Origin of the sequence: Leptospira noumeaensis (genome assembly GCF_004770765.1) — a bacterium.
GTDB lineage: Bacteria > Spirochaetota > Leptospiria > Leptospirales > Leptospiraceae > Leptospira_A > Leptospira_A noumeaensis.
Genome location: NZ_RQFK01000009.1, coordinates 25,184 through 49,540, shown reverse-complemented (window position 1 = coordinate 49,540; position 24,357 = coordinate 25,184). Strand labels below are relative to the sequence as shown.

At 39.5% G+C, this 24,357-nt stretch carries 20 protein-coding genes and 1 pseudogene; 8 read left to right on the top strand and 13 right to left on the bottom strand.

The window, feature by feature from the left end; all coding sequences use genetic code 11:
- Nucleotides 1-2 precede the first annotated feature (2 nt).
- Nucleotides 3-1,427: an ABC transporter substrate-binding protein gene (locus tag EHQ24_RS01955; RefSeq protein ID WP_135600025.1), complete on the top strand. Its 1,425-nt coding sequence runs from the start codon at nt 3-5 to the stop codon at nt 1,425-1,427.
- Here the strand turns inward: EHQ24_RS01955 and EHQ24_RS01950 are convergent.
- The 7 genes and pseudogenes from EHQ24_RS01950 to EHQ24_RS01920 all read right to left on the bottom strand — a co-directional run bounded on the left by EHQ24_RS01950 (nt 1,384) and on the right by EHQ24_RS01920 (nt 11,976).
- Complete coding sequence (locus EHQ24_RS01950) at nt 1,384-3,867, bottom strand: transglycosylase domain-containing protein (RefSeq protein WP_135600024.1); 2,484 nt, start codon at nt 3,865-3,867, stop codon at nt 1,384-1,386. The genes EHQ24_RS01955 and EHQ24_RS01950 overlap by 44 nt on opposite strands.
- A gap of 23 nt (nt 3,868-3,890) precedes the next feature.
- Nucleotides 3,891-6,236, bottom strand: a pseudogene (gene lon, locus EHQ24_RS01945) (endopeptidase La); the annotation flags it as partial.
- A gap of 13 nt (nt 6,237-6,249) precedes the next feature.
- On the bottom strand, nt 6,250-8,244 hold the full coding sequence (gene uvrB / locus EHQ24_RS01940) for an excinuclease ABC subunit UvrB (RefSeq protein ID WP_135600022.1): 1,995 nt from the start codon (nt 8,242-8,244) through the stop codon (nt 6,250-6,252).
- Nucleotides 8,245-8,250: 6 nt separating this feature from the next.
- Nucleotides 8,251-8,880 (bottom strand): ATP-binding protein, encoded by a 630-nt coding sequence (locus EHQ24_RS01935; RefSeq protein ID WP_244310267.1) that lies wholly within the window; start codon nt 8,878-8,880, stop codon nt 8,251-8,253.
- 80 nt (nt 8,881-8,960) lie between these two features.
- Nucleotides 8,961-9,434 (bottom strand): tRNA (cytidine(34)-2'-O)-methyltransferase, encoded by a 474-nt coding sequence (locus EHQ24_RS01930; RefSeq protein ID WP_135600020.1) that lies wholly within the window; start codon nt 9,432-9,434, stop codon nt 8,961-8,963.
- 8 nt (nt 9,435-9,442) lie between these two features.
- Complete coding sequence (locus EHQ24_RS01925; protein WP_135600019.1) at nt 9,443-10,597, bottom strand: S1 RNA-binding domain-containing protein; 1,155 nt, start codon at nt 10,595-10,597, stop codon at nt 9,443-9,445.
- Nucleotides 10,594-11,976 (bottom strand): hypothetical protein, encoded by a 1,383-nt coding sequence (locus EHQ24_RS01920; RefSeq protein WP_135600018.1) that lies wholly within the window; start codon nt 11,974-11,976, stop codon nt 10,594-10,596. Before EHQ24_RS01920 ends, EHQ24_RS01925 begins: the two co-directional genes overlap by 4 nt.
- A 37-nt stretch (nt 11,977-12,013) precedes the next feature.
- On the opposite strand from EHQ24_RS01920, the gene EHQ24_RS01915 reads away from it, so the two are divergent.
- Together EHQ24_RS01915 and EHQ24_RS01910 are read left to right on the top strand one after the other, a co-directional pair.
- Nucleotides 12,014-12,718: a histidine kinase gene (locus EHQ24_RS01915; RefSeq protein ID WP_135600017.1), complete on the top strand. Its 705-nt coding sequence runs from the start codon at nt 12,014-12,016 to the stop codon at nt 12,716-12,718.
- 3 nt (nt 12,719-12,721) lie between these two features.
- A complete protein-coding gene (locus EHQ24_RS01910) occupies nt 12,722-13,564 on the top strand; it encodes a glycosyltransferase family 2 protein (protein ID WP_135600016.1) in 843 nt (280 codons plus the stop codon).
- On the opposite strand, the gene EHQ24_RS01905 is transcribed toward EHQ24_RS01910, so the two are convergent.
- Nucleotides 13,469-13,813 (bottom strand): hypothetical protein, encoded by a 345-nt coding sequence (locus EHQ24_RS01905; RefSeq protein ID WP_040917277.1) that lies wholly within the window; start codon nt 13,811-13,813, stop codon nt 13,469-13,471. The two genes, EHQ24_RS01910 and EHQ24_RS01905, sit on opposite strands and share 96 nt — an antisense overlap.
- 75 nt (nt 13,814-13,888) lie before the next feature.
- On the opposite strand from EHQ24_RS01905, the gene EHQ24_RS01900 reads away from it, so the two are divergent.
- From EHQ24_RS01900 to mutS, 5 genes are all read left to right on the top strand, one after another.
- Nucleotides 13,889-14,779, top strand: coding sequence for a shikimate dehydrogenase family protein (locus EHQ24_RS01900; RefSeq protein ID WP_135600015.1), 891 nt, complete (start codon nt 13,889-13,891; stop codon nt 14,777-14,779).
- A 40-nt stretch (nt 14,780-14,819) separates the two neighbouring features.
- Nucleotides 14,820-16,019, top strand: coding sequence for a bifunctional folylpolyglutamate synthase/dihydrofolate synthase (locus EHQ24_RS01895; RefSeq protein WP_135600014.1), 1,200 nt, complete (start codon nt 14,820-14,822; stop codon nt 16,017-16,019).
- A gap of 62 nt (nt 16,020-16,081) precedes the next feature.
- On the top strand, nt 16,082-16,702 hold the full coding sequence (locus EHQ24_RS01890) for a TetR/AcrR family transcriptional regulator (RefSeq protein ID WP_135600013.1): 621 nt from the start codon (nt 16,082-16,084) through the stop codon (nt 16,700-16,702).
- Between the two features lie 17 nt (nt 16,703-16,719).
- Nucleotides 16,720-17,352: a phosphoribosylanthranilate isomerase gene (locus tag EHQ24_RS01885; protein ID WP_135600231.1), complete on the top strand. Its 633-nt coding sequence runs from the start codon at nt 16,720-16,722 to the stop codon at nt 17,350-17,352.
- A complete protein-coding gene (mutS, locus tag EHQ24_RS01880; RefSeq protein WP_135600012.1) occupies nt 17,336-19,858 on the top strand; it encodes a DNA mismatch repair protein MutS in 2,523 nt (840 codons plus the stop codon). The genes EHQ24_RS01885 and mutS overlap by 17 nt, the downstream gene beginning before the upstream one ends.
- Here the strand turns inward: mutS and serB are convergent.
- The 5 genes from serB to bioB are packed head-to-tail and all read right to left on the bottom strand — an operon-like array spanning nt 19,829 to nt 24,354.
- Complete coding sequence (gene serB / locus EHQ24_RS01875; RefSeq protein WP_135600011.1) at nt 19,829-20,740, bottom strand: phosphoserine phosphatase SerB; 912 nt, start codon at nt 20,738-20,740, stop codon at nt 19,829-19,831. The two genes, mutS and serB, sit on opposite strands and share 30 nt — an antisense overlap.
- A gap of 2 nt (nt 20,741-20,742) precedes the next feature.
- The gene (locus tag EHQ24_RS01870; protein WP_135600230.1) at nt 20,743-21,468 is read right to left on the bottom strand and encodes a GDSL-type esterase/lipase family protein; all 726 of its coding nucleotides are present in this window, start codon (nt 21,466-21,468) and stop codon (nt 20,743-20,745) included.
- A gap of 19 nt (nt 21,469-21,487) precedes the next feature.
- Complete coding sequence (locus EHQ24_RS01865) at nt 21,488-21,667, bottom strand: hypothetical protein (RefSeq protein WP_002975048.1); 180 nt, start codon at nt 21,665-21,667, stop codon at nt 21,488-21,490.
- Nucleotides 21,668-21,691: 24 nt separating this feature from the next.
- Nucleotides 21,692-23,239, bottom strand: a complete 1,548-nt coding sequence (locus tag EHQ24_RS01860) for an MFS transporter (RefSeq protein WP_244310263.1) — start codon at nt 23,237-23,239, stop codon at nt 21,692-21,694.
- Nucleotides 23,240-23,298: 59 nt separating this feature from the next.
- On the bottom strand, nt 23,299-24,354 hold the full coding sequence (bioB, locus tag EHQ24_RS01855) for a biotin synthase BioB (protein WP_135600010.1): 1,056 nt from the start codon (nt 24,352-24,354) through the stop codon (nt 23,299-23,301).
- Nucleotides 24,355-24,357 lie beyond the last annotated feature (3 nt).

The following is a 24,357-nucleotide window of genomic DNA, read 5'->3' as shown; positions in this document are numbered from 1 at the left end:
GTATGAGAACCTTATCCCTCGTTTTCTTTCTCTTGTCCCTCACTTTTTGCCGGGAAGAAAGCCCCCATTTTGATCTAAAAATCGCACTCCCCTCTGACACAGCGCACCTAGATCCGCTTTTCATTACCGATTTGTCCGGACAAAAATTAGCAAAATTCATCCACCAGGGACTGTTTACACGCACTCCCTCCGGGTTCCACTCCCCTTGGATTCAGTCTTTCCAAAAACAACCGCAACCCAAAAAAGAGGTTTGGCGGTTCCAATTCAATTCTTTGGCCCCACCTCTTCAAGATATTGAATATAGTTTGTCTCGTTTGGTTTCGGAAACTTATCCCCGAAAGGGAGATTACCAATTTCTAATTCAGGTTCGTGTTTCAGCAGATGGGTTCTTGGAATTAGAATTCAAACAAGGAACAAATGAAACCGAGTGGAAAGAGAAACTCAGTTTACCTTTTGCCTCCATCATCGGTCAAAAAGAATGGGAAAAACAAATTTTAAAGACTTATGGAAAATACAAACTCACCAAATGGAAAAAAAATGAGTTTTTAGATTTAGAATTTCAAAAGGGATCAGACCCTAACTTCCCGAGTAAAATTCGTTTCCTCATTTTACCGCAATCTTCTACTTCTTTATTTTTGTTTCGGAAAAACCAGTTAGATGCTTTCAAACTGACAGACTTCCTACTTTCTTTACCAGAAGCAAACTCGGAATCCACACTAACAAAAAAAGGAAGATCCGTACAATATGTAACCATCAACCAAAACAATCATTGTTTTGATAAACACTTTCGTACTGCCTTAAATTTATCCATCCCTCGTAGTTTAATCATCAGTAAGTTATTAGAAAATCATGCAGATCTAAGTTATGGACCCATCCCTATGGACTACATGGAAAAAATCAAAGATGGATTTATTTCGACAGGTGAATTGTATAACAAAACCTTAGCTAAAGTCGAATTAGAAAAATCTGTTTGTTATCCAAAAATCAAATCAACTAGTTTGGAATTTAGAATGCGAGGTGATGACGAAAACCAGACCAAAGGACGTGCCATCAAACAAGCATTAGAAGAAATTGGGCTCACAATCAAACTCAGACCAATGGAGAAAGCTCCGTTGTACAAAGAAAATGGAGAAGGAAAAGGAGATTTAACATTACTTACTTGGTATTCAGATTTTGATTCTATTTGGAATTTTTTAGACCCACTATTCCATCCGGCAAAAATGGGAAATGGGGGAAATCGTTCCTTTTACCACAATAATGAGATTGGTAAAATCTTAGATAAACCTTTCAAAAACAATCAGGATGCCCTATTGGTTATTGAAAAGATCAGAGAAGACAAACCTTGGATTTTTCTATGGTCCATCCAAGAAAATTATTTAGTTTCTAAGGAGTTTCTTCGTTATAACGCGCTCGTCGATTTTCTATAAGCGGTGGTTCTAATTCCACAGAATCAACTGCTGTTGGTTGGATTCGACTTCCTTGTGAATCATAAGTGGAAATTTCCGAATCATCGTCAGTCTGTTCTGGTTTGAGGTTTGTATTTTGAACTGGAGGTTCTGGTTTCAGAAATCCAGCCCGTTTCGGCGGTAAATCTCCAATATAATAATACTGTGCATAAAGTGGCACCTTACAAACATAATCTGGAGTTGTTTCCAAAATAGTTCCATCATCAGCACAAACATCAACCTTAACAAAATCTCCCACAAAATTCGAAATCAACTGATTCCCCATTCCCAGTTTTGCTTTTACATTCTGCGTGTAACGGTACCAAATCCCACCAGACACACCGGAACCAGAACCAGGAAATGGTGCGCCTTCATCATGACCCACCCAAACAACCGTTACATTCCTTGGAGTGAGGCCCGCAAACCAAACATCACGAACCCCTTTCAAACCTTTCCACCTTGAAGATTTTAATTTTGGCGATTGCACTGTTCCTGTTTTTCCCGCGTATAAAAAAGGTTCCCCTTCTTTTTTCTTCAGGGTCATGGTTCCTTCTTCCGTCAAAACGGATTGTAAGGTATTGATGGCCATAGCACAAGCAACTGGATCTAATATCTGTTCAGCGGCTTCATTTGCCACTGTGCTATAAAATTCATTCCCATCTAAATCAGTAATTTTTAAAATTTTTCTGGGAGTGACTCGTCTTCCCCCATTCATTAGAGTTGCATAAATTGTTGAAAGTTCCATGGGACTGAGTTCCCCAGAACCAAGTGCCAAGGATAAATTTCTTTGGAACCTACTTTCTGCTTCTTCCTCTGGGATGGAAAGGATGGCACTTAATTTTTGAATGAAATAAGAAATCCCAATTTCGTGTAACAACTTTACAGAAACTGTATTCACAGACTGAGCCAATGCTTGTCTTACTGTGATATCACCCTTATACCCCTTATACCAGTTCTTAGGTGAATATCCGGAGATGTCTAATTTTTCGTCTTTGATTTTAGAGGATGGATTGACGATTCGTTTTTCAAAGGCAAGTGCATACACAAGTGCTTTGATTGTGGATCCGGGTTGGCGCCTTGCATCTTCTGCTCGGTTGAAGCGAAACACATTGGATATTTTGTAACCACCTACCATGGCTTCAATATCTCCTGTTTCAGGATCAAGGGAGATCATAGATCCACTGAGTTGTGGTAATATGGCCCGAGTGACCTCTGCCAAATCCGCCTTACCTTTGTTTTGGTATTCAGATTCTTGTTTAGTTAAATCGGCTCTGACAGAGTCAACACCCACGCGTAACGCTTCTTCGGCGAGTCTCTGTTTTTCTAAATCTAAAGTGGTATAAACGAGTAATCCACGTTCTTCTAGGTCTTCATTCGAAAATCGTTCTAAAATAAATCTTCTAATTTCGGAATTGAAATCGGGTGCTAAGTTAACTCGAAAATCTTTATCTGCTCCAAATTTCCCAATTTCACTTGAATATTTAGGATTTCCATCTTCATCTTTTTGTTCTTTGATTTTATAAATGGTTCGGAACTTTTTTAAGTTTAGTTCTATTGAATCAGAAAACTTATGCGGAATTTCTTTCTGAGAAGGATGAAGTTCCGGATTCCTCGCCATATCGTATAACACACGCTTTTGTCTAGATAGTGCGATTCCTAAATTACGAACGGGATTATAAACACTTGGTGCAGGAATGATTCCCACAAGGAGGGCTGCTTCTTCGGGACTCAGCTCTGATGCAGGTTTTCTAAAATAATACCTGGCTGCCTCTTCCACTCCCGTATTTCCTTCACCGAGGAAAATTTGGTTTAGATACATAGCCAAAATTTCTTCTTTGGAATACTGGCTTTCGATATAAAACGTACAATAGAGTTCTGTTAATTTATTAAATAAGTTTCGTTTCCCTAGATTTAACGTAAGTTTGGCTAACTGTTGGGAGATTGTGGATCCACCTTGGGACAAACGAAATTGGATTAAATTGGTAACAACCGCACGACCAATAGCAGTATAATTCAAACCAGAGTGAGAAAAAAACTCGCGATCTTCCGAAGATAATACTGCCCAAACAATCACATTGTGTTTTCCTAAATTGTCTGTACGAATGGGCCGAAAGTTTCTGCGGTAAAACTCTCCCATAACCTTTCCACTGCGATCCAAAATTTTTACAGACTTTGGTTGAAAACTATCATAAAAATTAGAAACTTCTGATCGGTATTTTTCCAATGATTTATGGACTCGGGCCTCTTCTCCAGACCAAACCACATAGGCTCCGCCCAAAAAGAAAAAAGATAAAAAGATACCTAATACAAAACCAAGAGTCAAAAACTTAACTCGCCTTTCCCAGAAAAAACGGAGTATATCTGTTAGGTGGCCACACAATACCTCTAGGATGAGAATAAAAGAATTGGATTGGTTATTCATTTCTTTTTACCTTTGGATTTTGGAAAAACAAGTTTTTCGACTTCTTCAAAACGAGTGACTGGATAAAAACTTACCCCTCGTTTGACGTAGTCAGGGATTTCTTGGAAAGCTCTTTCATTGTCTTTAGGGAAAATGATTTTTTTAATTCCCACTCTTTTGGCTGCGACAATTTTTTCTCTGAGTCCACCAATTGCCAAAACCTCACCAGTTAACGTGAGTTCGCCTGTCATTCCAAAACCGGGAGCAATCACTTGGCCTGTGACAAGCGAAAGAATGGCAGTAGCCATAGTGATTCCTGCACTTGGGCCATCTTTGGGAGTGGCACCGTCAGGAACATGTAAGTGGATGGCCTTCTTATCAAACAGAACATCATTGTTTACATAGTTTTTCACAAACGACAAAGCAATGTTAGCAGATTCTTCCATCATCTTGCCCATTTGCCCTGTGAGAGTCAGTCCACCTTTTCCTGGAATGAGAACTGCTTCAATCAGAAGCGTGGATCCACCAGCATTGGTCCAAGCAAGACCTAGGGCCGTTCCTGGAACTTTTGGACTTGTCATTCGATCATCCACAAAAGGCGGAGTTCCGAGATATTCAACCAAATCCTTTTCACGAATTTCTTTGGAATACTTTTCCTTTAACACCTGTTTTAAGGCGATTTTACGAACTAGTTTATCAAATGTTTTTTCGAGTCCTCGTAAACCAGACTCACGTGAATAGGAATTGATAAGAAGGGCCACAGTTTCCTTTTTCATCGAAAAGGAATCAGGATTTAATCCATTTTTTTCAAAGATTTTTTTCCAAAGATACTTTTGGAAAATCTGCACTTTCTCTTCCGTGATATAACCCGAAAGTTGGATCACTTCCATACGATCCAGTAACACTCGTGGAATGGGTTCAAAGGTATTGGCTGTTGCAATAAACAAAACATCCGATAAATCAAATGGTAAATCCAAATAATGATCTCTAAAATTGGAATTTTGTTCTGGGTCTAAAACCTCAAGAAGTGCGGCTTGTGGGTCACCTTGGAAACCTTGAGACATTTTATCAATTTCATCAAGTAAGATCACAGCATCTCTTTCTTTTGTGATTTTTAAAGCACTGATGAGTTTGCCTGGCATTGCTCCAATATAAGTTCGTCTATGACCTTTGATTTCTGCTTCGTCTCTTACCCCACCCACAGAAAATCGATAAAATTTTCTGCCAAGTGCTTCCGCGACTGATTTAGCAATGGAGGTTTTACCTACACCCGGTGGCCCCACCAAACAGAGAATAGACCCTTTACTTTTAGGATTTAATTTATGAACGGCTAAAAATTCCAAAATCCGTTCTTTCACATCTTCTAGTTTGTGGTGGTCGCGGTTTAGGATTTTTTTTGCATGAATTAGATTTACTTCTTTTTCCTTTGGTTTTTCCCAGGGAAGTGCATCCACCAAATCCAGATAGTTACGAATTACATTATAATCACTGGAGATAGGATCTGAGTTTTTAAACTTATCAATCTCTCTATCTACTTCTGTGATGATTTCTTCGGCAACGGGAATCGACTTTAGTCTTTCTAAAAGTTTTTCATATTTGATTTCTGTTTTATCTTCACCAGTACCTAACTCTTGTTGGATGGCTTTTAACTGTTCTCTCAAGAAAAATTGGCGTTGTTGGTTATCAATTTTATCGTTGATTTGTTCTTGGATTTTTTTCTGAAGAACTACTAACTCAATTTCTTTTTTAAGAAATAATAAGACTTTTTCCAAACGATCGTTGATTTGAATCGCTTCGATGACCGATTGGTATTCTTCTTTTTCTAAGTTCAGAATGGAACAAACAAAATCAGCCATTTTTGCTGGTTCATTTACGTTCATCATCGTCAGCTTCATATCCTCAGTAAAAAGAGGATTGTTTTGCGCAAGTTCCTTGGTCAAAATTAACAAAGTCCGCATAAGGGCTTTGATATTGTTTTTGCTAGTTCCAAGTTCTTCTTCCGGATAACTTACATTAGCAATTAATACAGGTTCTTTAGTATGAATGGAATTAATTTTGAATCTTTGAATGGTGTTTACTAAAATATTCATTCCACCATCAGGCAGATTGATTTTTTTCAAAATACGAGCAACCACGCCAATTTGAAAAATATTATCTTCGGAAGGAAGTTCCGATTCATCTTCTTTTAAAAGGATAAGACCTAAAAACCCAGCCCCTTTCGAAGATTCTTCAATGGATTGGATGAAACGACCAGGAGGAACAATTAATGGAGTGATGATTCCTGGGAATACAGGCCTTACCTTAATCGGGAGAAGAAAAATTTGTTTCGGTAGAGAGTCTTCCAATCTCGCAAGTTTTGTTGAGTTTTCCCAAAATTCATTTGTTTCCAATTAAAGTCCTACCTTATGATTCAATTTTATCTGGCCCGAGCGCTAACATTTTATCTCGAAACATAGCGGCCTTTTCAAAATCCAAGTCAGATGCAAATCGTAACATCTCTCGTTTTAAAGCATCACGTAACTTGTCTTTGGTTTTGTATTTCTTCAAGGTAAATTCTTTTTCCATTTCCTTGAGTGCTTCTGCTTTACTATCCTCTTCTGCCATTTCACGTGGGAGGATATCATGAATTTCTTTAATGATACTTTGAGGAGTGATCCCCATTGCCGTGTTGTGTGCTTCCTGGATTAGACGGCGACGTTCTGTTTCACTGATTGCTTTTTTCATAGAATCAGTCATTCGATCAGCATAAAGAATGGCCTTACCGTTCACATTCCTTGCGGCCCGTCCAATGGTTTGGATGAGTGATTTATAATTCCTGAGGAAACCTTCTTTGTCCGCATCCAAAATGGCAACAAGCGAAACCTCTGGAATGTCCAAACCTTCTCGGAGTAAATTAATCCCTACAATACAATCGTACACACCTTTACGTAGGTCTCTGATGATCTCTGTTCGTTCGATGGTATCAATTTCGGAATGAAGGTAAGCAATTTTTAAACCCACTTCCTTGTAATAATCAGTGAGATCCTCTGACATCTTCTTTGTCAAAGTGGTGATGAGAATCCTTTCCTTATTTTCAATTCGCAGTCGAATTTCATTTAACAAATCTTCAATTTGGTTTGTGGTGGGACGAACCTCGACTACCGGGTCAAGCAAACCAGTTGGACGGATGATTTGTTCAATGACCGCTTCGCTTTTATCAATTTCTTTTTGGTCAGGGGTAGCTGAAACATACAAAGTCATTGGTGTAAGAGTTTCGAATTCCTCAAAATTCAAAGGCCGATTATCAAGAGCACTCGGAAGTCTAAATCCAAAATCAACTAACGTTTGTTTTCTGGATCTGTCTCCTGCATACATCCCTCCAATTTGAGGTAATGTTACATGGGATTCGTCAATGATGAGTAAAAAATCCATGTTGGGAAAATAGTCTAACAAACAGGCGGGTCTTTCGCCTTCCTGTCTACCAGTTAGGTGGCGAGAATAATTTTCGATCCCACTACAATAACCAAGTTCCACAAGCATTTCCATATCGTAATTGGTTCTGGATTCAATCCGTTCTGCCTCTAGATGTTTTCCTTGTTTGAGGAATTTATCTTTTTGTTCCGCCATCTCATCTTTGATTTTTTCGATGGCATCCTTGATTTTTGGGCCAGAAGTGATGAAGTGTTTAGCAGGATAAACCACCACACGGTCAAGTTTGGTTTTTACCTTTCCCGTGAGTGGATCAATTTTTGATAATCCATCAATTTCATCTCCGAAGAGTTCAATGCGAATTCCTTCTTCTTGGTAAGAAGGCATAATTTCAATCGTATCTCCACGAACCCGGAAATTTCCTCGGCTAAAATCTATATCGTTTCTTGCATATTGGATATGTAAAAATTTACGAATGATTTGATCTCTATCGATTTTATCACCGATTCTTAACATCACCACTGAGTTCATATAATCCTCAGGTGATCCTAAACCATAAATACAAGATACAGAACTGACAATGATGACATCATCACGTTCGAGCAAACTGGATGTGGCTCGCAACCTAAGTTTATCGATTTCTTCGTTCATTGACATATCTTTTTCAATGAAAGTATCAGAAGAAGGAACGTATGCTTCTGGTTGGTAGTAGTCGTAATAAGAAACAAAATACTCTACAGCATTTTCAGGAAAAAATTCTTTGAACTCGCGAAAGAGCTGTGCTGCCAGAGTTTTATTATGAGATAAAATAAGTGTAGGTTTTTTGACACGAGTGATGACCTCGGCCATGGTAAAGGTCTTTCCAGAACCAGTCACACCGACAAGAGTCACTTTATTTTTACCTTCACCAAAGGACTTCGCAATATTTTCAATTGCTTTGACCTGGTCTCCGGCAGCCTTAAAAGGAGAAACCATTTTGAAATTTGCCATAGTAACCTATGTTAGTTTACGAGTTGCTTTGAGTATAGCTTGTTTTCGATTGTCGCTGATTTCTAAATCAACGGAATCAAAAAGTTTTTGCATGACCATCATACCACGCATAAGTGTTGCAGTGGAAGAAAACTTACCTCTCTGGATATCATCTTCTAGATTAAAGTCTTTAACGGTATTGATCATTTCAATGGTGAAGGTATTGTGTTTATCGATTTTAAAAATCACTTCCACACCGCCGCCGTCACCGTACTTTGCTGCGTTTTCTACGGCTTCCACCGTAGCAATACATAGATCCATCCGTAACTCTTCGTGGATCCCATTCCGTTTCAAAAAATAATCAAGCCTTGCTCTCACATACTGCATCGGATTGTAGGGAAGGGCACCAAGGATGACAAACTGCTCCGATGTCCCCATTTTACGAACGATAGGTGAAGTTTCAGGAAGTAGATACTCCCTTGGATCTATAGGGTTTGTTGTGATGATTCCGTCTTTGATTAAATCTTCAAGGAGAGAAGTAATGCCTTCTAAAGTGGTATTGGGATTGTCCTTGAATTTCCGCTGGGTTTCCATAAACACCCAAGAGTGAAAATCGTTCACATTCCCCGAGAGGCCATTGGAGAACAAAGTCTTCACTTCTTTCTCTAACTCAGTTCTGGAGAGAGGGAACGGCATATATTCCCATTTCAACGGGAACGGAGGACTTGTAAATTGTTTTATCCTTTGGGATTAGTCCGCGTTTTTTCTTGGCGCAGTGCTTCATAAAGTACAATGGCAACGGCGTTGGAAAGATTGATGGATCGACTCACCTCTGCCATCGGCAAGGAAATGATCTGTTCTGGGGGGCAGGACTTGTGGATTTCCTCGGGGAGGCCGGAAGTTTCCCTTCCAAACAAAAAAACATCGGTCTTCTGGAAGTCCACATCCCAGTACAGTTTGGTACCAAACTTGGAAACGAGGAAAATACGGCTCCCTTCCGCCTCTTTTTTGGTTCGGAACTCTTGATAATCCGTAAATCTACGAAGATCTAAGTCTTTCCAATAATCGAGGCCGGCACGCCTGACAGCTTTTTCCGAAAGGTCAAAGGACGGTTCCCCCACAATGGAGAGGGGGACACCCACATTCACACAAAGTCTTGCGATGTTCCCTGTGTTAGGTGGGATTTCGGGGCGAAAAAGTGCGATTTCCAAATCGTGAATTACTTTTTATTCTTTTTTTCCAAAGATTTTTGCAAGGCCAGTCCAAAACTAGATACTGCCCCAGGTGTCTCTTCTTTGGACATATACTCTTGGTATTCCATTCGATCTTTGGCTTCTGCCGCTTTGGAAATCGACAAAGCAATTTGTCTTTTTTCTGGATTGATTTCCATCACAAAAACTTCTAACTTTTGGCCAGGATTAAAAACTGTATTTAGTGGAGTGCGTGAGGGAACTCCTGTTTCTTTATTAGGAACAAGACCTGTAAAATCATCACCTAACCGAACAAAGAGACCAAATGGTTTGATTGATTCTAAAGTTCCAGAAACAATATCAGATTCTTTGAAAGGAAGTTTTCCAGACCATGGATCACTTAAGAAATCTTTTACACTGAGAGAGATTTTATTCGTTGCCCAGTCTAGTGTTAGGATTTTGGCACGGAGAGTTTCCCCTACGCGGAATTCAGTTGTGAGATCGGAATTTTTTTTGTAGGTTGCTTCTGATTGAGGAACCAATGCATCAAATCCGTCCATATCGACTATGAGTCCAAATTTATGAATGCTTTTGACTGTGCAGGAAACAAACATTCCGGCTTTCAATTCATCGCGTAACAGTTGTTTTTTTGTTTCTCTTTCTTTATCAGCAATTTTTTTCTGAGACAAAACGATTTTGTTTTGTTTTTTCCCAATTTCTGAGATCACAAACTTGATACGTTTTCCTGCGATGTTAGTTCCTTTTAAAGAGCTATCCAATTGGCTAAATGGAACAAAAGCAGAATGACTTCCTAGTTTGACATCCCATCCACCATTTGCTTCTGCGAGCATTTGGCCGAGTACGGGAATTTCGTACTGAGATGCCATCTCCATATGTTCTTCTGTTAGGTTGTCTCCAGAAAGACAGGTGGTAAAATAAAAATCACCAGAGTTCTCTTTTAGAAAATATACAACAAGAGAGTCGGAAACCTTCGGCAAAACTTCTTCTCTCCATTCTTCGGTAGAAATATTTCCTAAGATTTTATTTTCTAAAGTACGAATGAATACATAATCATTCTTAACAGCTGTTACTTTGGCTTCATGACGTGAGCCAGGTTCAATGGATTGTCTTTTTTTAAAACTTTCTTCTAATAAACGGTCAAATTCTGAGGATGGGCCTTTCATTTTGCGGTTCCTTCCTTGGTGGGTTTTGGGGTATAGACCAGTTTTCCTCCCAATACCATGGATTCAATTGGAAATATTCCGGAAGCACGTTTCAGTGGATTTTCGTCATGAATGGAGAAATGCGCGGGGCCACCGACACGGATCCTGCCTCCATGGTCGGCGCCGAGAAAATTACATGTTTTCAGTGTCAAAGTTTGGATGATTTCCCGGCGAATTTGAGGTAAGGATTCCGGATCTGCATTTGTGGGAAGGAGACTAGGGGAAAAAGAACCAAATAGGGAGGCCCAAAATCCCGGCCGGTTTGATGCCAAATCCACCTTTCTTTCTTTGGGTTTGGTGAGGAGTGCTTCCCAAAGCCTAACTTCAACGATGGCGGCTTGTCCAGGAAAAAGACCCCAATGCCCTGCCCCACTAGCGAAAAGAAGGTTTTTCCTAGCTTCCACTTCTCCTCGGAAGGTGGATTGGTATTCAGAGAACGAAGGGGGACTAGAATCGATTTCTCCGTTTTCGGAGGCGGATTCGATGGAAAGGGAATTTTTCCATCGGGATCCAAACACTGAATGGAGGCGAGCCCAGTTTTCTGATTCTTCTTTCCAATCCTCAGGTCTCGATTTTAAATTTTGGAGATACAAAACAGAGAGCATAGGAGCCCAAAGGAAATCTCTTTTTTGCGCTCGGTACAAGTTTGTACCTTCTGGCATGGGATGGAAAATCACTGCAAATCCAGTATCCAAAGCATCTTCCCAACTGGTTTTGTCGGAAAAGGTATAAGCGATGGGAAGGTATCCTTTTTCTTCCCCTTCTCTCCGTTTGGCAAAAAGTTCGGTCTGAGAAAATCCCCGATTTTCAACTTCCTTCAAAAAAATAGGTAGGTGGCGGTTCCGCTTGGAATCGGGAACGTGGCTAAGGCCAGAAGTATACAAGGCCCCATCTCCTGCGGATAACTCGGAATACAAAGCTGGTTTTTGGGACTGGGTGAGGATAGGCGCCAACCATCTGGATTTGATGATTTCGTTCTGCAGGCTGGATAAATTCGGATCTCCTACCGATTCAATATGGCTAAATCCGGCAGCCAAATACCCCGAAAGGTAAGCGGGAAGTTCGGAGCGACTTGTTTTTCCGCCCATGGAATCAGCCCCAATGGTGACAGAAGCATCACAAAATCCAGGCAATAGATACTTTGGGTTCGGAACAGAAGCCCCTTCTTTGAAAGAGAGGATTTTCCCCTGCACCACCTCAAAATCCACAAATCCGCCAAAATTGGCTTTTTCACTGTCCCAGATCCGAACCGATTTCATTTTCAAATTTTGAGACAAAAGTATCGTGGGGGCAAAAGCCGATAGAAATAAGGAGAGGAATAGAAGCCTGCGGTTTTTCATACTAGCGGTCTTAGTTACCTTGACAGTAAGGACTAGAATGGAAAAGATTTCGGGTATGGGAAAGGAAACAAGCGAGATTTCTGATCACATCAAATTACACATCGAAAATGGGAAAATTCTCTCGCTAAAGACTCACCGAGTCTCCAAATCCGTTGAGGAACACATCAAGGAGGCCGTTGGTCTCATCTTAGATCGCCTTACCTATCCCACTCTTGTCCCTACTCTCTATACCATCATCAAAGAACTGGCAATCAATGCCTGCAAAGCCAACCAAAAACGTGTCTTTTTTGAAGAACGCGGATACAGTATGTTAAACCCTTCGCAGTATGCAAGGGGAGTCAGAGAGTATCGCGAAATGTTTTCCGAAGAGATGTCCAACGAATTTGGGATGAAGGCCAAAAAGAAAGGATACTACTGTTTAATTAATTTTAAATTCAATGACGATGGAATCACCATCGAAGTCATCAACAACACACCCATTGCCAAAGAAGAAGAAAAAGCCATCCGAGAACGATTGGAAAAAGGAATGGTATATGATGACATCGCACAGTTCTACATGGACAACGCTGATACCACAGAAGGAGCAGGTCTTGGTCTTGCCCTCATCCTCATCATGCTCAAAGGGGAAGGTATCGACCCCAATTTCTTTCGTATCATCATCGGTGAAGATTCCACCATTGCTCGGTTGGAAATTCCACTCTCTGATAAGTTCATCTCCGTCCGCGACCCCAATCAAATTTAAATTATGCCCCTTCCTTTATCCTGTGCCATCATTACCCTCAACGAAGAGGATAACATCTCTCGCACACTCGTTGCCCTTTCTTTTATCGAGGATATTATCGTCATCGATTCTGGTTCCACTGATAAAACAGTTGAGATTGCTAAATCTTTAGGTGCGCGTGTTTTTTTCCGTAAGTTCGACAACTACGCGGATCAAAAGAACTTTGCCATCGAACAAACGAAATACGATTGGGTTCTTGCCATTGATGCCGATGAAGTGGTATCCGATGGTTTAAAATCAGAAATCACAGAGTTATTTACAGAAAACAAATTAGAATCCGTTGGATATCTTGTCCCTAGACTTACTTATTATTTAGGAAAATGGATTCGGTTTGGTGGATACTATCCAAACTACCAAATTCGATTGTTCAAAAAAACGGCTGGAGAGTTTAGCGGTGGTTTGGTGCATGAAAGAGTCAAACTTTCCGGAAAACCAATCAAATTAAAAAACCCACTTTATCATTATTCCTATAAAAATATATCCGATCATTTACAATTTATAGACCGTTATTCCAGTTTGTTTGCGGAAGAAGAGTTTAGAAAAGGAAAAACTAGCTCTGTGTTTTGGGCTTTTTTAAAAGCTTGTTTTAAAGGTTTTTATATGTATTGGATTCGGTTGGGAATCCTAGATGGGAAACAAGGATTTGTTCTCGCCCTTCTAGGGTTTTATTATAATTTTCTTAAATACTTAAAGTTATATGAAAAATCGAAATCAATCTCTTCTTTCTTTGTTATGGTTGATTCGGTTCATGATGTAAAGAGCAGTAAATCCACCAAGAAAGATGGCAACCAAGTTCACGTTGGATAATTGAGTGGATCCAATTTTTGGAGACATGAGCCACATAATGATATCGCGGATATAAGTTTGAAAGGTTGCAAAAACGATCAATGCACCAATTCCAGCGACAAATGTGGATCCCCAAAATTTCCCGAGTAAGTCTTTACGTTTATAATAATAAAAATAATAGGCACAGGCTGCGGATGCGAGAAAAAAGAATAAAATATCTACGAGAATGGTCCATGGCTCAGATGGTGCGGCAAGCGGTAATGAAATCATTGTTCTTGTACCTGTCTATTACCTATTTTCGGTAAGCAGTTCGTAAGTCCATAAGATAAAAAAAAGAGGTTTTCTTTGTATTCAAAACACACAGAGATATTTGGCATCTTAGGGTATCCCTTAGGACATACCCTTTCCCCTTGGATTCATAACACCCTATTCCAACTCTCTGGATATGATGGAGTGTATCTAGTATTTGAAAACCAAAATTGGAAAGAGATAGGTCTACGTCCTCTCATTGACTTGGGTGTCAAAGGTGTATCTGTTACGATTCCTTTCAAAGAATGGGCATACTCACAAGCGAACGATGTTTGTACTACCTCAAAGACAATGGGCTCATCCAATACATTGCTCTTCCGTGACGGAATCCAAGCAGTAAACACTGATGGAACTGGTGCTGTTACATCCATTCTAAAATCGGATCCCAAACTCTTAGATCCTGTAATCGAAAAACAAATTTTGGTAATCGGGAGTGGTGGAAGTGCGAAAGGGATTCTTTTTGCAATTGCAGAATCTCTCAAACAAAATATTGGGAATGGAAAGATCCACAGAAAGGTAAAAATACTCGCAAGAAATGAATCCGCAACCAAAGAGATCTTACAATCGTTAGAAAATCCAGATTGGCTAGAAGTGACTACTCAAGAAGAAAGCCTTAAAGAAGCAGAGAATTACGACCTGGTCATTCATACTACACCCGTTGGAATGAAAGGAATTGGGGGAGAACCGTTACTTCACAAAAACTTTTTTACCAAAAAACATACGTTATTCGACATTGTTTACAATCCGTTAGAGACTGATTTGGTCAAACAAGCAAAGAAAAAAAAGGCAGAGATTATTCCTGGATATCATATGTTACTTTACCAAGGAATCAGACAATTCGAACTCTTTACAAATTTAGAAGTCAAAACTAAATGGATAAAAAAAGTAGAATCCTTATTATTAAAACAATTGAAAAACAGATATTAAATCTAGGATCTTCACTTTAAGATTCGCAAAAGAATTAACCATGCAGTTTTTAGATTTTTTACATAGCCTCCAAAATATAGAAAAAACAAGAAACTTCAATGTCTTTCAATCCTATTCTTTAGATGGCCTTTCCGAACTTTTCCAATTCATAAAACCCAAACAAAATCTACACAAACCCATTCGTATCAGTGTTGTAGGAACCAATGGGAAAGGTTCTACCTCACATTATTTAGCCTCTCTGTTATCAGTTTTAGGATTCAAAACAGGACTTTATACTTCACCACACCTACTCTCACCTTTGGAACGGTTTCAAATCTTTCAAGCTGGGAAACCAATCCTTCCCAAAGATGAAGATGTGGAATCATTCTTCGTCAAAACGATCCTTCCCAACTTAGAAAAATTTAAGTCACTTTCCTATTTTGAGTTTTTGACAGTGTTTTCTTACCTCTACTTTGCCGAAGAAAAAACAGAATTTGAAATTTGGGAAGCGGGGCTTGGGGGAAGGCTTGATGCCACAAAACTAGTTGAGGCAGAATTTGTAATACTCACCAAAATTGGATTGGATCATTCTGAAATTTTAGGTGATACCAAAGAAAAAATTTGTTTAGAAAAGTTGGGAATTATAACAGATGTTTGTCGGAAGTTAGTGGTGATGGATCCAGAGGATGAATCCCTAAAAACCATCATTCAAAATTTTTCGGAAAATAAAACACTGCTTCAGATCCTTCCTCTCGAAAAAAAACCAACCTATTTAGAAACTAACTTTCTTTTTTCTAAAAATACCCTTAGCGATCTGTTTCCGGAATTCGAATCCAAACTAAAATCAATTTCCTTTGAAAGCGTAGACCGACCACGAGGAAGAATGGAAGTTCTACAAAAATCTCCTGAAATTGTTTTTGATCCTGCTCACAATCCAGTAGCTGTCGCCACCACTACTCTTGAGTTTTCACTGACTCATAAATCGTTTGTGATTGTTTTGGGTAGTCTACCGGACAAGGACCGAGAAGGGATTTTGTTAGCTCTAGAAAATCTCCCACTTGAGTCTCTTTATCTTTGGGAGGGCCCAGGTTTTGGAACTTTTTCCGAACTTCCAAAAGCCCTAAAAACTAAAACTGTCCGGGTTCAGACCGAAGAGGACATAAAAACCCTATTCCAAGGCAGATCTCCAGTTTTGGTGTTAGGAAGTTTTCGGTTGTATGGAATTGTGGCAAATTTGATACAAAATACAATAAACATGTAAAATTAAACTTTACAAATGAATCCTGAACGACATTGTTCTTTTAGGAAACAACGTTCAGGATCATGCAAACTCCCAAAGAACATACACGAAAAGAAATCTTACAAGCGGCTCGAGAAGAATTCATCCAACTCGGTTTTGAGAAAGCAAGTATGCGAACCATTGCCAAAAAGGCAAAGGTCTCCACGAGTAATATCTACAATTACTTCGAAAACAAAGAACACCTTCTAACAGAGATTTTACAACCAGTTCTTTCTGGGATGGAGAAAGCTTTTGCTTATGTTTCCCATCCAGATTATTTCGAAAAAAGATTTAACGACAGTTATGAAGCCTGGCAAGAACGATTTCACATTGCACTCGAATATGTGGACTCCAATCGAGATGATTTTATCCTTTTGTTAACTAAATCACAGGGGTCACATCTAGAGGAATTTCCCGATACCGTCCTCACTCGTCTTACAAAAATCAATTTTGATCAATACACTTCCTTCAAACAAAAAACACCTAGTTACAAGGGAGAAGTGAGTGAGTTTGTCGTAAGGAACATCCTTTCTTTCTTTTTGAACATCTTCGTCCAAATGGTACGACAAGGAATTTCCAAAGAGGATATGTTGTTCTATCAGGATAGTTTCCTTAAATTTTTGCATTACGGATACAAAGGATCGATTGCCTCTGATCTGAGTTGATTCAATCTGGTTCCCATATGGGAACCGGATACAAAATCAAAATCTGTGGAATCAAAGACCTGGCCACACTCGAACTCTGTGTGGATCTCCAAGTTGATTTTGTAGGCCTAAACTTTTCCCCACGTTCCCCAAGGCAGATCCATGAAGGAACTGCCGAAAGTTTGCTCAAAATCAGAAACAATTCTGGGTTCCCTAAATTAGTATTTTTATTTTTTGAAAACTCCCCCAGTGAAATTCAAAGTTTAAAAAATAGTTTAAAACCAGACCTCATCCAACTCATTCGTGGTGACAAATTTCTTACACAAGAACTTTGGGAAGATCTAACAGAAACAAAATCACTCCTACCTGCCATTCGTATCCAAGAGATAGTAACTTCTGATGAAGATCTGGAACCTAAATCCGATTTAGTCATTCTCGACAGTTATAACAAAAACTTCGGTGGGGGAACTGGGCATACTTTCCCTTGGGAATATGTAACATCCGTAAAACGACCCTTCTTACTTGCTGGTGGAATTACACCAACCAATGTAAAAACTGCTTTAGAAACCGTTCGCCCTTATGGAATCGATGTGGCAAGTGGTGTCGAAACAGATGGGAAAAAAGATCCAAATAAAATAAAAGAATTGGTACACAATGTCCGAAAACTATGAAGCATTGAACACTCCGGTCATGCGCCAATACACGGAAGTGAAAGAACAACACCCTGATGGGATTGTATTCTTTCGTATGGGTGATTTTTATGAAATGTTTTTGGACGATGCAAAAATTGCAGCGCAGATTTTAGACATCACTCTCACCAAACGCCAAAACCAAATTCCTATGGCAGGGATTCCTTACCATGCCACTGAAAGTTATATTTCCAGGCTGATTGCAGCGGGTAAAAAAGTAGTGGTTTGTGAACAAACAAAACCCGAAGATCCCAAAGCAAAAATCATGTCGAGGGAAGTGGTGCGAATCATCACACCAGGAACAGTGGTGGAAGACAACCTTCTTGGCGGATATCAAAACAACTATTTGTCTTTATACTACAAAGAAAAAAAATCCGTTTACTTAGCGTTCGCTGATGTTTCGACTTCAGAACTTTTATATTTCTTTTTTGCAGAAAATGAAACAGAAAGAATCAACGATACCATCAAACGATTTTCACCAAAAGAAATTATCTATACGGATGAATTACCGCCACTCTCCAGAGAATCAAAAATCATCCTTTCCAAAATTCCTCCCGACTACCTACCGAAAAAAAAAGGAGCTGGAATTGATACCGTAGTCCATGTTCTTGATGCGTATCTTCAGTATAATTACCGAAAACAAAACTTTGTTTTCAAATCACCGAGACGCATTGATGAAAACGATTATCTGATTTTGGATGAACAAACCGTCTCCCATCTAGAACTTGTAGAAAATCCAAATGACAAAAACCATACTTTGTTTGGTGTTCTCAACCGGTGTATTACGGCCACTGGCAAAAGGTACCTCAAACAAAGAATTCTATTTCCCACAAGAGATGAAAACAAAATCAAATCCCATTGGGACAAAATAGAAATCCTATCCGCCAATAAAAAAGAAAGGCAAAAAATTAAAGAATTGTTAGGTGATCTCATCGACTTAGAACGAGTTCTCACCCGTTTTCGTGTAGGAAAAGCTCTACCCCGCGACTTCCGTGGGATCGATAAAAGTTTAGAATCCACAAATACAATCAAAACCATACTGGATGGAATTGGTTATGATTTTTCAAAACTCCCTAAAGAACTAAATACTTTATCGAAAGTTTTTTTTGATACCCTCTTCGAGGGAGAACTTCCTGTATTTCTTGGGAACTCTCCCTTTCTGAAAGCAGGATTCAATAAAGAATACGATGATGCCATCCTTGCCCGAGAAAAAGGAAAAGATTGGATTTTAGAATTGGAAGAGAAGGAAAAAAAAGCATCAGGCATTTCTTCTCTAAAAATTCGTTACAATAAAATCCTGGGATACTTTATCGAAATTTCTAAAGCACAAGCCAAAGACGTTCCTGCACATTTTCTTAAAAAACAAACACTTGTTACTGGAGAAAGATTCACTTCACCCGAATTAGAAGACCTAGAACGAGCCATTCTCCAAGCAGATGAAATTATAGAAAGAATCGAAAAAGAAAAATTCGAAGAACTAGTTGCACATTGTATTTCTTTATATGAAGAATTTTTAACTCTTTCGACAGAAGTTGCATCTTTGGATTACCATCTTTCTCTCACAGAAACCAAAGAAGAATACCAGTGGACAAGGCCTGAGATTCGTAATGATGGAATTTTGAATTATTCCGAATCACGCCACCCTGTTGTAGAAACATTTTTACCTATCGGCGAACGTTTTGTACCCAATAGTTTAGAACTGAATCCGACTGACAACGCCATTGCCGTGTTAACCGGCCCCAATATGGCCGGGAAGTCCACCTTTATGCGCCAAATTGCGATCAACCAAATCTTATTCCAAATGGGTTCCTATGTTCCGGCAAAAAAAGCCTCCCTTGCCGTTGTGGACAGGATCTTCACTCGGATTGGTTCTGGAGATAACCTCACGAAAGGTGAGTCTACGTTTTTTGTAGAGATGAAAGAGACAGCCACCATCTTAAATCAATTTTCCGAAAATAGCCTCATTCTCTTTGATGAAGTGGGTCGGGGAACTTCTACCTATGACGGTCTTTCCATCGCATGGGCTATTTTGGAATTTTTATCTGCAAAGTTTCCTAAACCAAAAACTATCTTTGCCACTCACTACCATGAGTTAACGGAACTAGAAAAAGGAAATGGGATCTTTAATTTGTATTTGGATACATTTGAAAAAGAAGGAGAAATCTTATTCTTAAAAAAAGTCAAACGCGGGAAATCCAAACAGTCTTTTGGAATTTATGTAGCTAAACTTGCAGGAATCCCAGAAACAGTTTCAGATCGTGCAAAGGAAATTCTTTCCGGACTCGAATCCAAAAAAAGAGAAATCAAAATTAAAAACGAAGAACCAAGTCTCTTTGCTGGCCTTATGGATAACACTACATCCAATATTTCACCAAACGAAGAGAAGGTTCTAAAAAGACTTAAACAAATTGATCCCAACCAAATTCCACCGATGGAAGCTTTGTCAATTTTGGATGAACTAAAACGTATCCTCAAAGAGAAAGACTAAAGCTGACAGATCCGTGAAATCGATCCAATTGGTGATTTGGTCTTTTAATCCTTGTTTTGCGTGAATGCCAATTCCAATTCCTGCCGCACCAAGCATCAGTGCGTCATTGGCTCCATCACCAACAGCCACCACTTGTTCCAATGGAATGGAAAGTTCATTCGCATACTTCTTTAAATAGATTTCTTTTTTTTCTCTATTGATGATCTCACCAAAGATTTCACCGGTAAAAGATCCGTTCTTTTCTTCCAAACCGTTGGCTTTGTAAAAACTTACAGGATACTTTTCAGAAAATAATTGTAATACAGGAGTAAATCCACCACTGAGAATTCCCAGTTTGGATCCATTGGCTGGAACAATCTGAAACACCTTTTCCATCCCATCATTCAGAGTTAATAGATCATAAACTTCTTTAAAACTTTCTTTGGAAAGACCGGCCAGGTGTTTCACTCGCAGACGTAAGGCTTCGTCAAATCCCATCCCACCTTCCATCGCTTGTTTGGTAACAGTGGCAACTGCATCAAACACTCCATGTTTTCTTGCCAACTCATCAATGACTTCTTCTTTGATGACGGTGGAATCCATATCAAATACGAAAAGGGATTCTTTCTTTTTTGGTAATAAAGATCCAATGGACAAAAAATCAATTTGAGACTCGGCTAAATCCTTTCGAATTTTTAGCACTTGGTTTCTGTCCAAAGATTCATTTAAGGTCAACCTTACACAGTGTAATCCAAATCTTTCCGCACGAAATATTTGAGAATCCGCAAACGTAAGACTTTTCTCTGCCGATGGATGGGAACTAGCGTTCTTTGTATCGGGGAAGGTTTTCGAAAGAATGGAATCAGAAATAGGAGATCGAGAAATCAGGAGAAGTGAATTCATTTTTACTTTTGTAGATAGGGTCTGAGTTTTTTACCCCAAAGTTCATATCCTTTTTCATTAAAGTGTAAAACATCTCCATTGGGGCGAAAGTATTCCTCACTTAATGTGGGAAGGTCTGGATTTCTCATAGTGTCCCAAACTTCAACATACTCGACATTTTTCGTTGTGCGAGCCAATTGATTCAAAAACAAATTATATACAGGAACAATTTGGTTTAGTTCTTTAACTCTAGTTGGTGGCACAGCTAACAAAATAATTTTAATATTTCGGTTTTTGTTATGAATTTTTTGAATGATAGACTGTAAGTTATTTTGCACTAAACTTAGGCACTTTCCTTCACGAAAATCATTCCCACCAATCTCAATGACAATCGTACCTGGGTGAAGAATCAGGACATCATCCTCGATTCGCGAAAGTAAAGTCTCGGTAATGTCACCACCTATCCCACGATTGGTGACAGACTGTCCGGGGAATTCTTTAGCGATGAGTTCTGGTACAAATAAATGAACCAAACTATCACCAACAAATACAATATCGGATCTTTTGATTTTAGAATTGTCTTCTGCGAATAACAAACGCATGGGAAGCCAAGCCTTCTCTATATACTTTTTAAAGTTAGAGTCGTCTCGCCACCCTGGCTCTGCAAAACATTGGAAACTGGTATCGAAGTAATCTCGTTTCGAGTATGATTTACAATCTGTAACACTCGAAACCAGGGCAAAAATTATGCCCCATCGGAGGAAGAATTTAATCCTGTTCTTGCGGTTCATTCATTCGGAAGCGCTTTTGCCAATCTTTGATTTGGGCCTGCGCATATTCTTCCGTGTCACAAATCCGAAACTCGATCGGGTTGTTTGTGGTTGTCTCGATGAGTTTGGCTTCGATATACCCGTTCTTTAACTTGGTTGTCTCAATGCGATATCTCATCTGAATAGCTCCAAAAACCAGGATTTAATTACCACGTATCTTTGCAATCTCTTCTAAAGTTTCATCTTCCTTGTATTTTCCAAAGAGGAAGATGGCCAATATACAGAATGCAGAGGCAAGAGGACCAGTCAGACGGACGCCTAGCTCCCCTCCCGCTTCTTCTTCTTCGACTTTACAAATGGTGGATTCCTTACTTATTTTTGCCTCAACTTCGATATTTTTTTTCACTTCTAGTTTGGAATCGGAAACAGAAGGAGCGATGATTCCCGTTACATGGGGAGATGCGTTTTTCTTTGTTTCACGGTCAAGTCCAAGAAGGATCACTGAACTAAAGATAAGAACTGCCAGTGTTTGTCCCAATTTTTGCATAAAGGTTCGACCCGCATAAAACAAACCTTCCCGTTTGGATCCTGTTTTTAACGAATCCAGTTCAGCAATATCAGCCAAAATGGCATTTGGTAAAATCCCAAGAATCGCAATCGGAACGGCTGCAATGGTTACAATCAAATAACCTTGGATATACGGTGATAATGGCAGACTATCTTTCCCAATAAAATAAATGGAAAGAAACAATGTGAGAAAAACATAAAATCCGAATAAAACTGTCTTTTTCTTTCCGATTTTTTTTGCAACCCAATTGACCACGGGATAACATGCAAAAGAAACCAGTAACATCACAGCAAGGAGTTGTGTGACAAACTCACGTTCCAGTCCCAAAAGAACGGTTACGTAATAAGAAATCCCTGTTGTCAGAATGGTAAGAGCCAGGAAATAACAAAGGTCGCTTAAGGCGAAGTATAGAAAATTCTTATTTTTGAATGTTAGAAAGATGGCTTCCTTAAATGGAACGCTTGAAGCCTCCGACTCACAATAGGTTTTTTCATGGATTGTAAATACGGGAAAGTACATACAAATGGCTGCAAAGGCACATAAAATCCCAATAGCATATTGGCGAGAAATCAAGGTTTGCAAGGATCCATCCACATCAAAAACAAAGTTGGACTTTAATACGCCGGCGATCATGGGTTCTGTGGAAGCGATAATGATCCCCAGTGCATAAGTCACAGAAATATAAGTAGAAAGGTTTAACCTTTCTTCCGGTGTATGCCCAAGCTCAGGGATAAGAGCAAAGAAGGGAGTGACATAGATGGTTAAAAATAGATAAAAAAGCAACATACAACCTGTCATCCAAACCAGGTTGGTTGTAGAGACAAAGTGATGGGGTGGAACAAAGATTAGCCAACAAAAGACGGCTGCTGGGATTCCACCGAGGAAAAGAAAGGGAATCCTTCGTCCGAACCTAGAAGTAAATCTGTCCGATGAATTGGCGATGACAGGGTCTGTAAACGCGTCCCACAAACGACCAACGGCTGCCACAACCCCAATGGTAGAAAGTCCCCAGAAAGCCATTGTTTCGATAAGATCGGGAAAACATTCTTGGCCAGGTTTCGGTGCCGGTGGGAGATAAAAATAAACTTGGTGGAGACCAATGATGTTGATGAGTGTAGACCAGCCCAATTGGCCGATCGCATAACTAATTTGTTTTCGAAATGGTAAAGATGGTTTTCGCATGTTTCTCACTAGAGGCGGTAAAGTAGGAGCATCTTACCGCCAAAAGTAAAAAAGGCAAACTACTTTTTATGTTTATAGAGTTCTGGAAAATTTTTCTCGTCGTAAAGGGATTGTGATTCGTAATCTTCCCATCCTTCTGGAACACCTTCTGTAAATTCAGGCACCATAGAACAGTCACGAATTAAGTTCATGGTTTGAACCATTTCACTTCCCTTCACATTCAAGTAACCTTCAGCAAACAATGAGTTGGCTACAAAGAGAGCCATGGCTTGTAATGAACCCAAATGCCCTTCTCTACCTGCACCAATACGAATTTCTGAATCTGGATTCACCAATCGAAACACAGACAAAACGCGGATACAAAACTCTGGAGTGAGTGGCGACTTTTGGATGGCATGGCCTTTGATGGGGATAAAAAAGTTAACAGGGATAGATATAACTCCAAGTCGTTTGAGTTCAAACGCAACTTGTACGAGATCTTTTAATTCTTCTCCCATTCCAACAATGATTCCTGAACAAAGTCCGATATCTGCTTCTTTTGCCGCCTCAAGTGTTGTTAGTCGGTCTTTGAATGTATGAGTCGAACAAATTTCATTGTATTTAGATTCTGAAGTATTGAGGTTGTGATTGTATCTGTCAAGGCCTGCGTCTTTTAAGGTGCGAGCTTTTTTTGCATCCAAAATTCCTGCCGACAAACAAACCTTCATTCCAAGTTCCCCATTGATTCTGGAGATAGTTTCAGCCAGTTTATCAACAGCTTTGTCTGTTGGACCACGACCCGAAGTCACCATACAAAATCGGTAAGCACCGTTATCTTTGGCACGTTTGGCATCTTCCCAAATTTCTTCTGGTGACTTTAATGAATACTCCTGGATTCCAGAATCTCCACCCTTTCTTTGGGCGCAGTATCCACAGTCTTCTGGGCAATAACCGTTTTTGATATTATCTAGTATATGAATGCGAACACGATTGGTATAATAACGATTTCGTTCTTCCGCCGCACGAGCGACAACCGATAGCAAAGGGACTTTTCCTTCTAGGATTTCAAATGCTTCCGCTTCCGTAATTAAGGAAGGTGCTTGGGAAACTGTTTTTTCTTGGACTTCTGCAATCATGGG

Coding starts and splice junctions, on each gene's coding strand:
- EHQ24_RS01950 (WP_135600024.1), bottom strand. CDS start 3,867: ATGAATAACCAATCCAATTCTTTTATTCTCATCCTAGAGGTATTGTGT.
- EHQ24_RS01860 (WP_244310263.1), bottom strand. CDS start 23,239: ATGCGAAAACCATCTTTACCATTTCGAAAACAAATTAGTTATGCGATC.
- EHQ24_RS01915 (WP_135600017.1), top strand. CDS start 12,014: ATGGAAAAGATTTCGGGTATGGGAAAGGAAACAAGCGAGATTTCTGAT.
- EHQ24_RS01890 (WP_135600013.1), top strand. CDS start 16,082: ATGCAAACTCCCAAAGAACATACACGAAAAGAAATCTTACAAGCGGCT.
- EHQ24_RS01955 (WP_135600025.1), top strand. CDS start 3: ATGAGAACCTTATCCCTCGTTTTCTTTCTCTTGTCCCTCACTTTTTGC.
- bioB (WP_135600010.1), bottom strand. CDS start 24,354: ATGATTGCAGAAGTCCAAGAAAAAACAGTTTCCCAAGCACCTTCCTTA.
- EHQ24_RS01885 (WP_135600231.1), top strand. CDS start 16,720: ATGGGAACCGGATACAAAATCAAAATCTGTGGAATCAAAGACCTGGCC.
- EHQ24_RS01895 (WP_135600014.1), top strand. CDS start 14,820: ATGCAGTTTTTAGATTTTTTACATAGCCTCCAAAATATAGAAAAAACA.
- EHQ24_RS01905 (WP_040917277.1), bottom strand. CDS start 13,813: ATGATTTCATTACCGCTTGCCGCACCATCTGAGCCATGGACCATTCTC.
- EHQ24_RS01865 (WP_002975048.1), bottom strand. CDS start 21,667: ATGAGATATCGCATTGAGACAACCAAGTTAAAGAACGGGTATATCGAA.
- EHQ24_RS01920 (WP_135600018.1), bottom strand. CDS start 11,976: ATGAAAAACCGCAGGCTTCTATTCCTCTCCTTATTTCTATCGGCTTTT.
- mutS (WP_135600012.1), top strand. CDS start 17,336: ATGTCCGAAAACTATGAAGCATTGAACACTCCGGTCATGCGCCAATAC.
- serB (WP_135600011.1), bottom strand. CDS start 20,740: ATGAATTCACTTCTCCTGATTTCTCGATCTCCTATTTCTGATTCCATT.
- EHQ24_RS01925 (WP_135600019.1), bottom strand. CDS start 10,597: ATGAAAGGCCCATCCTCAGAATTTGACCGTTTATTAGAAGAAAGTTTT.
- uvrB (WP_135600022.1), bottom strand. CDS start 8,244: ATGGCAAATTTCAAAATGGTTTCTCCTTTTAAGGCTGCCGGAGACCAG.
- EHQ24_RS01910 (WP_135600016.1), top strand. CDS start 12,722: ATGCCCCTTCCTTTATCCTGTGCCATCATTACCCTCAACGAAGAGGAT.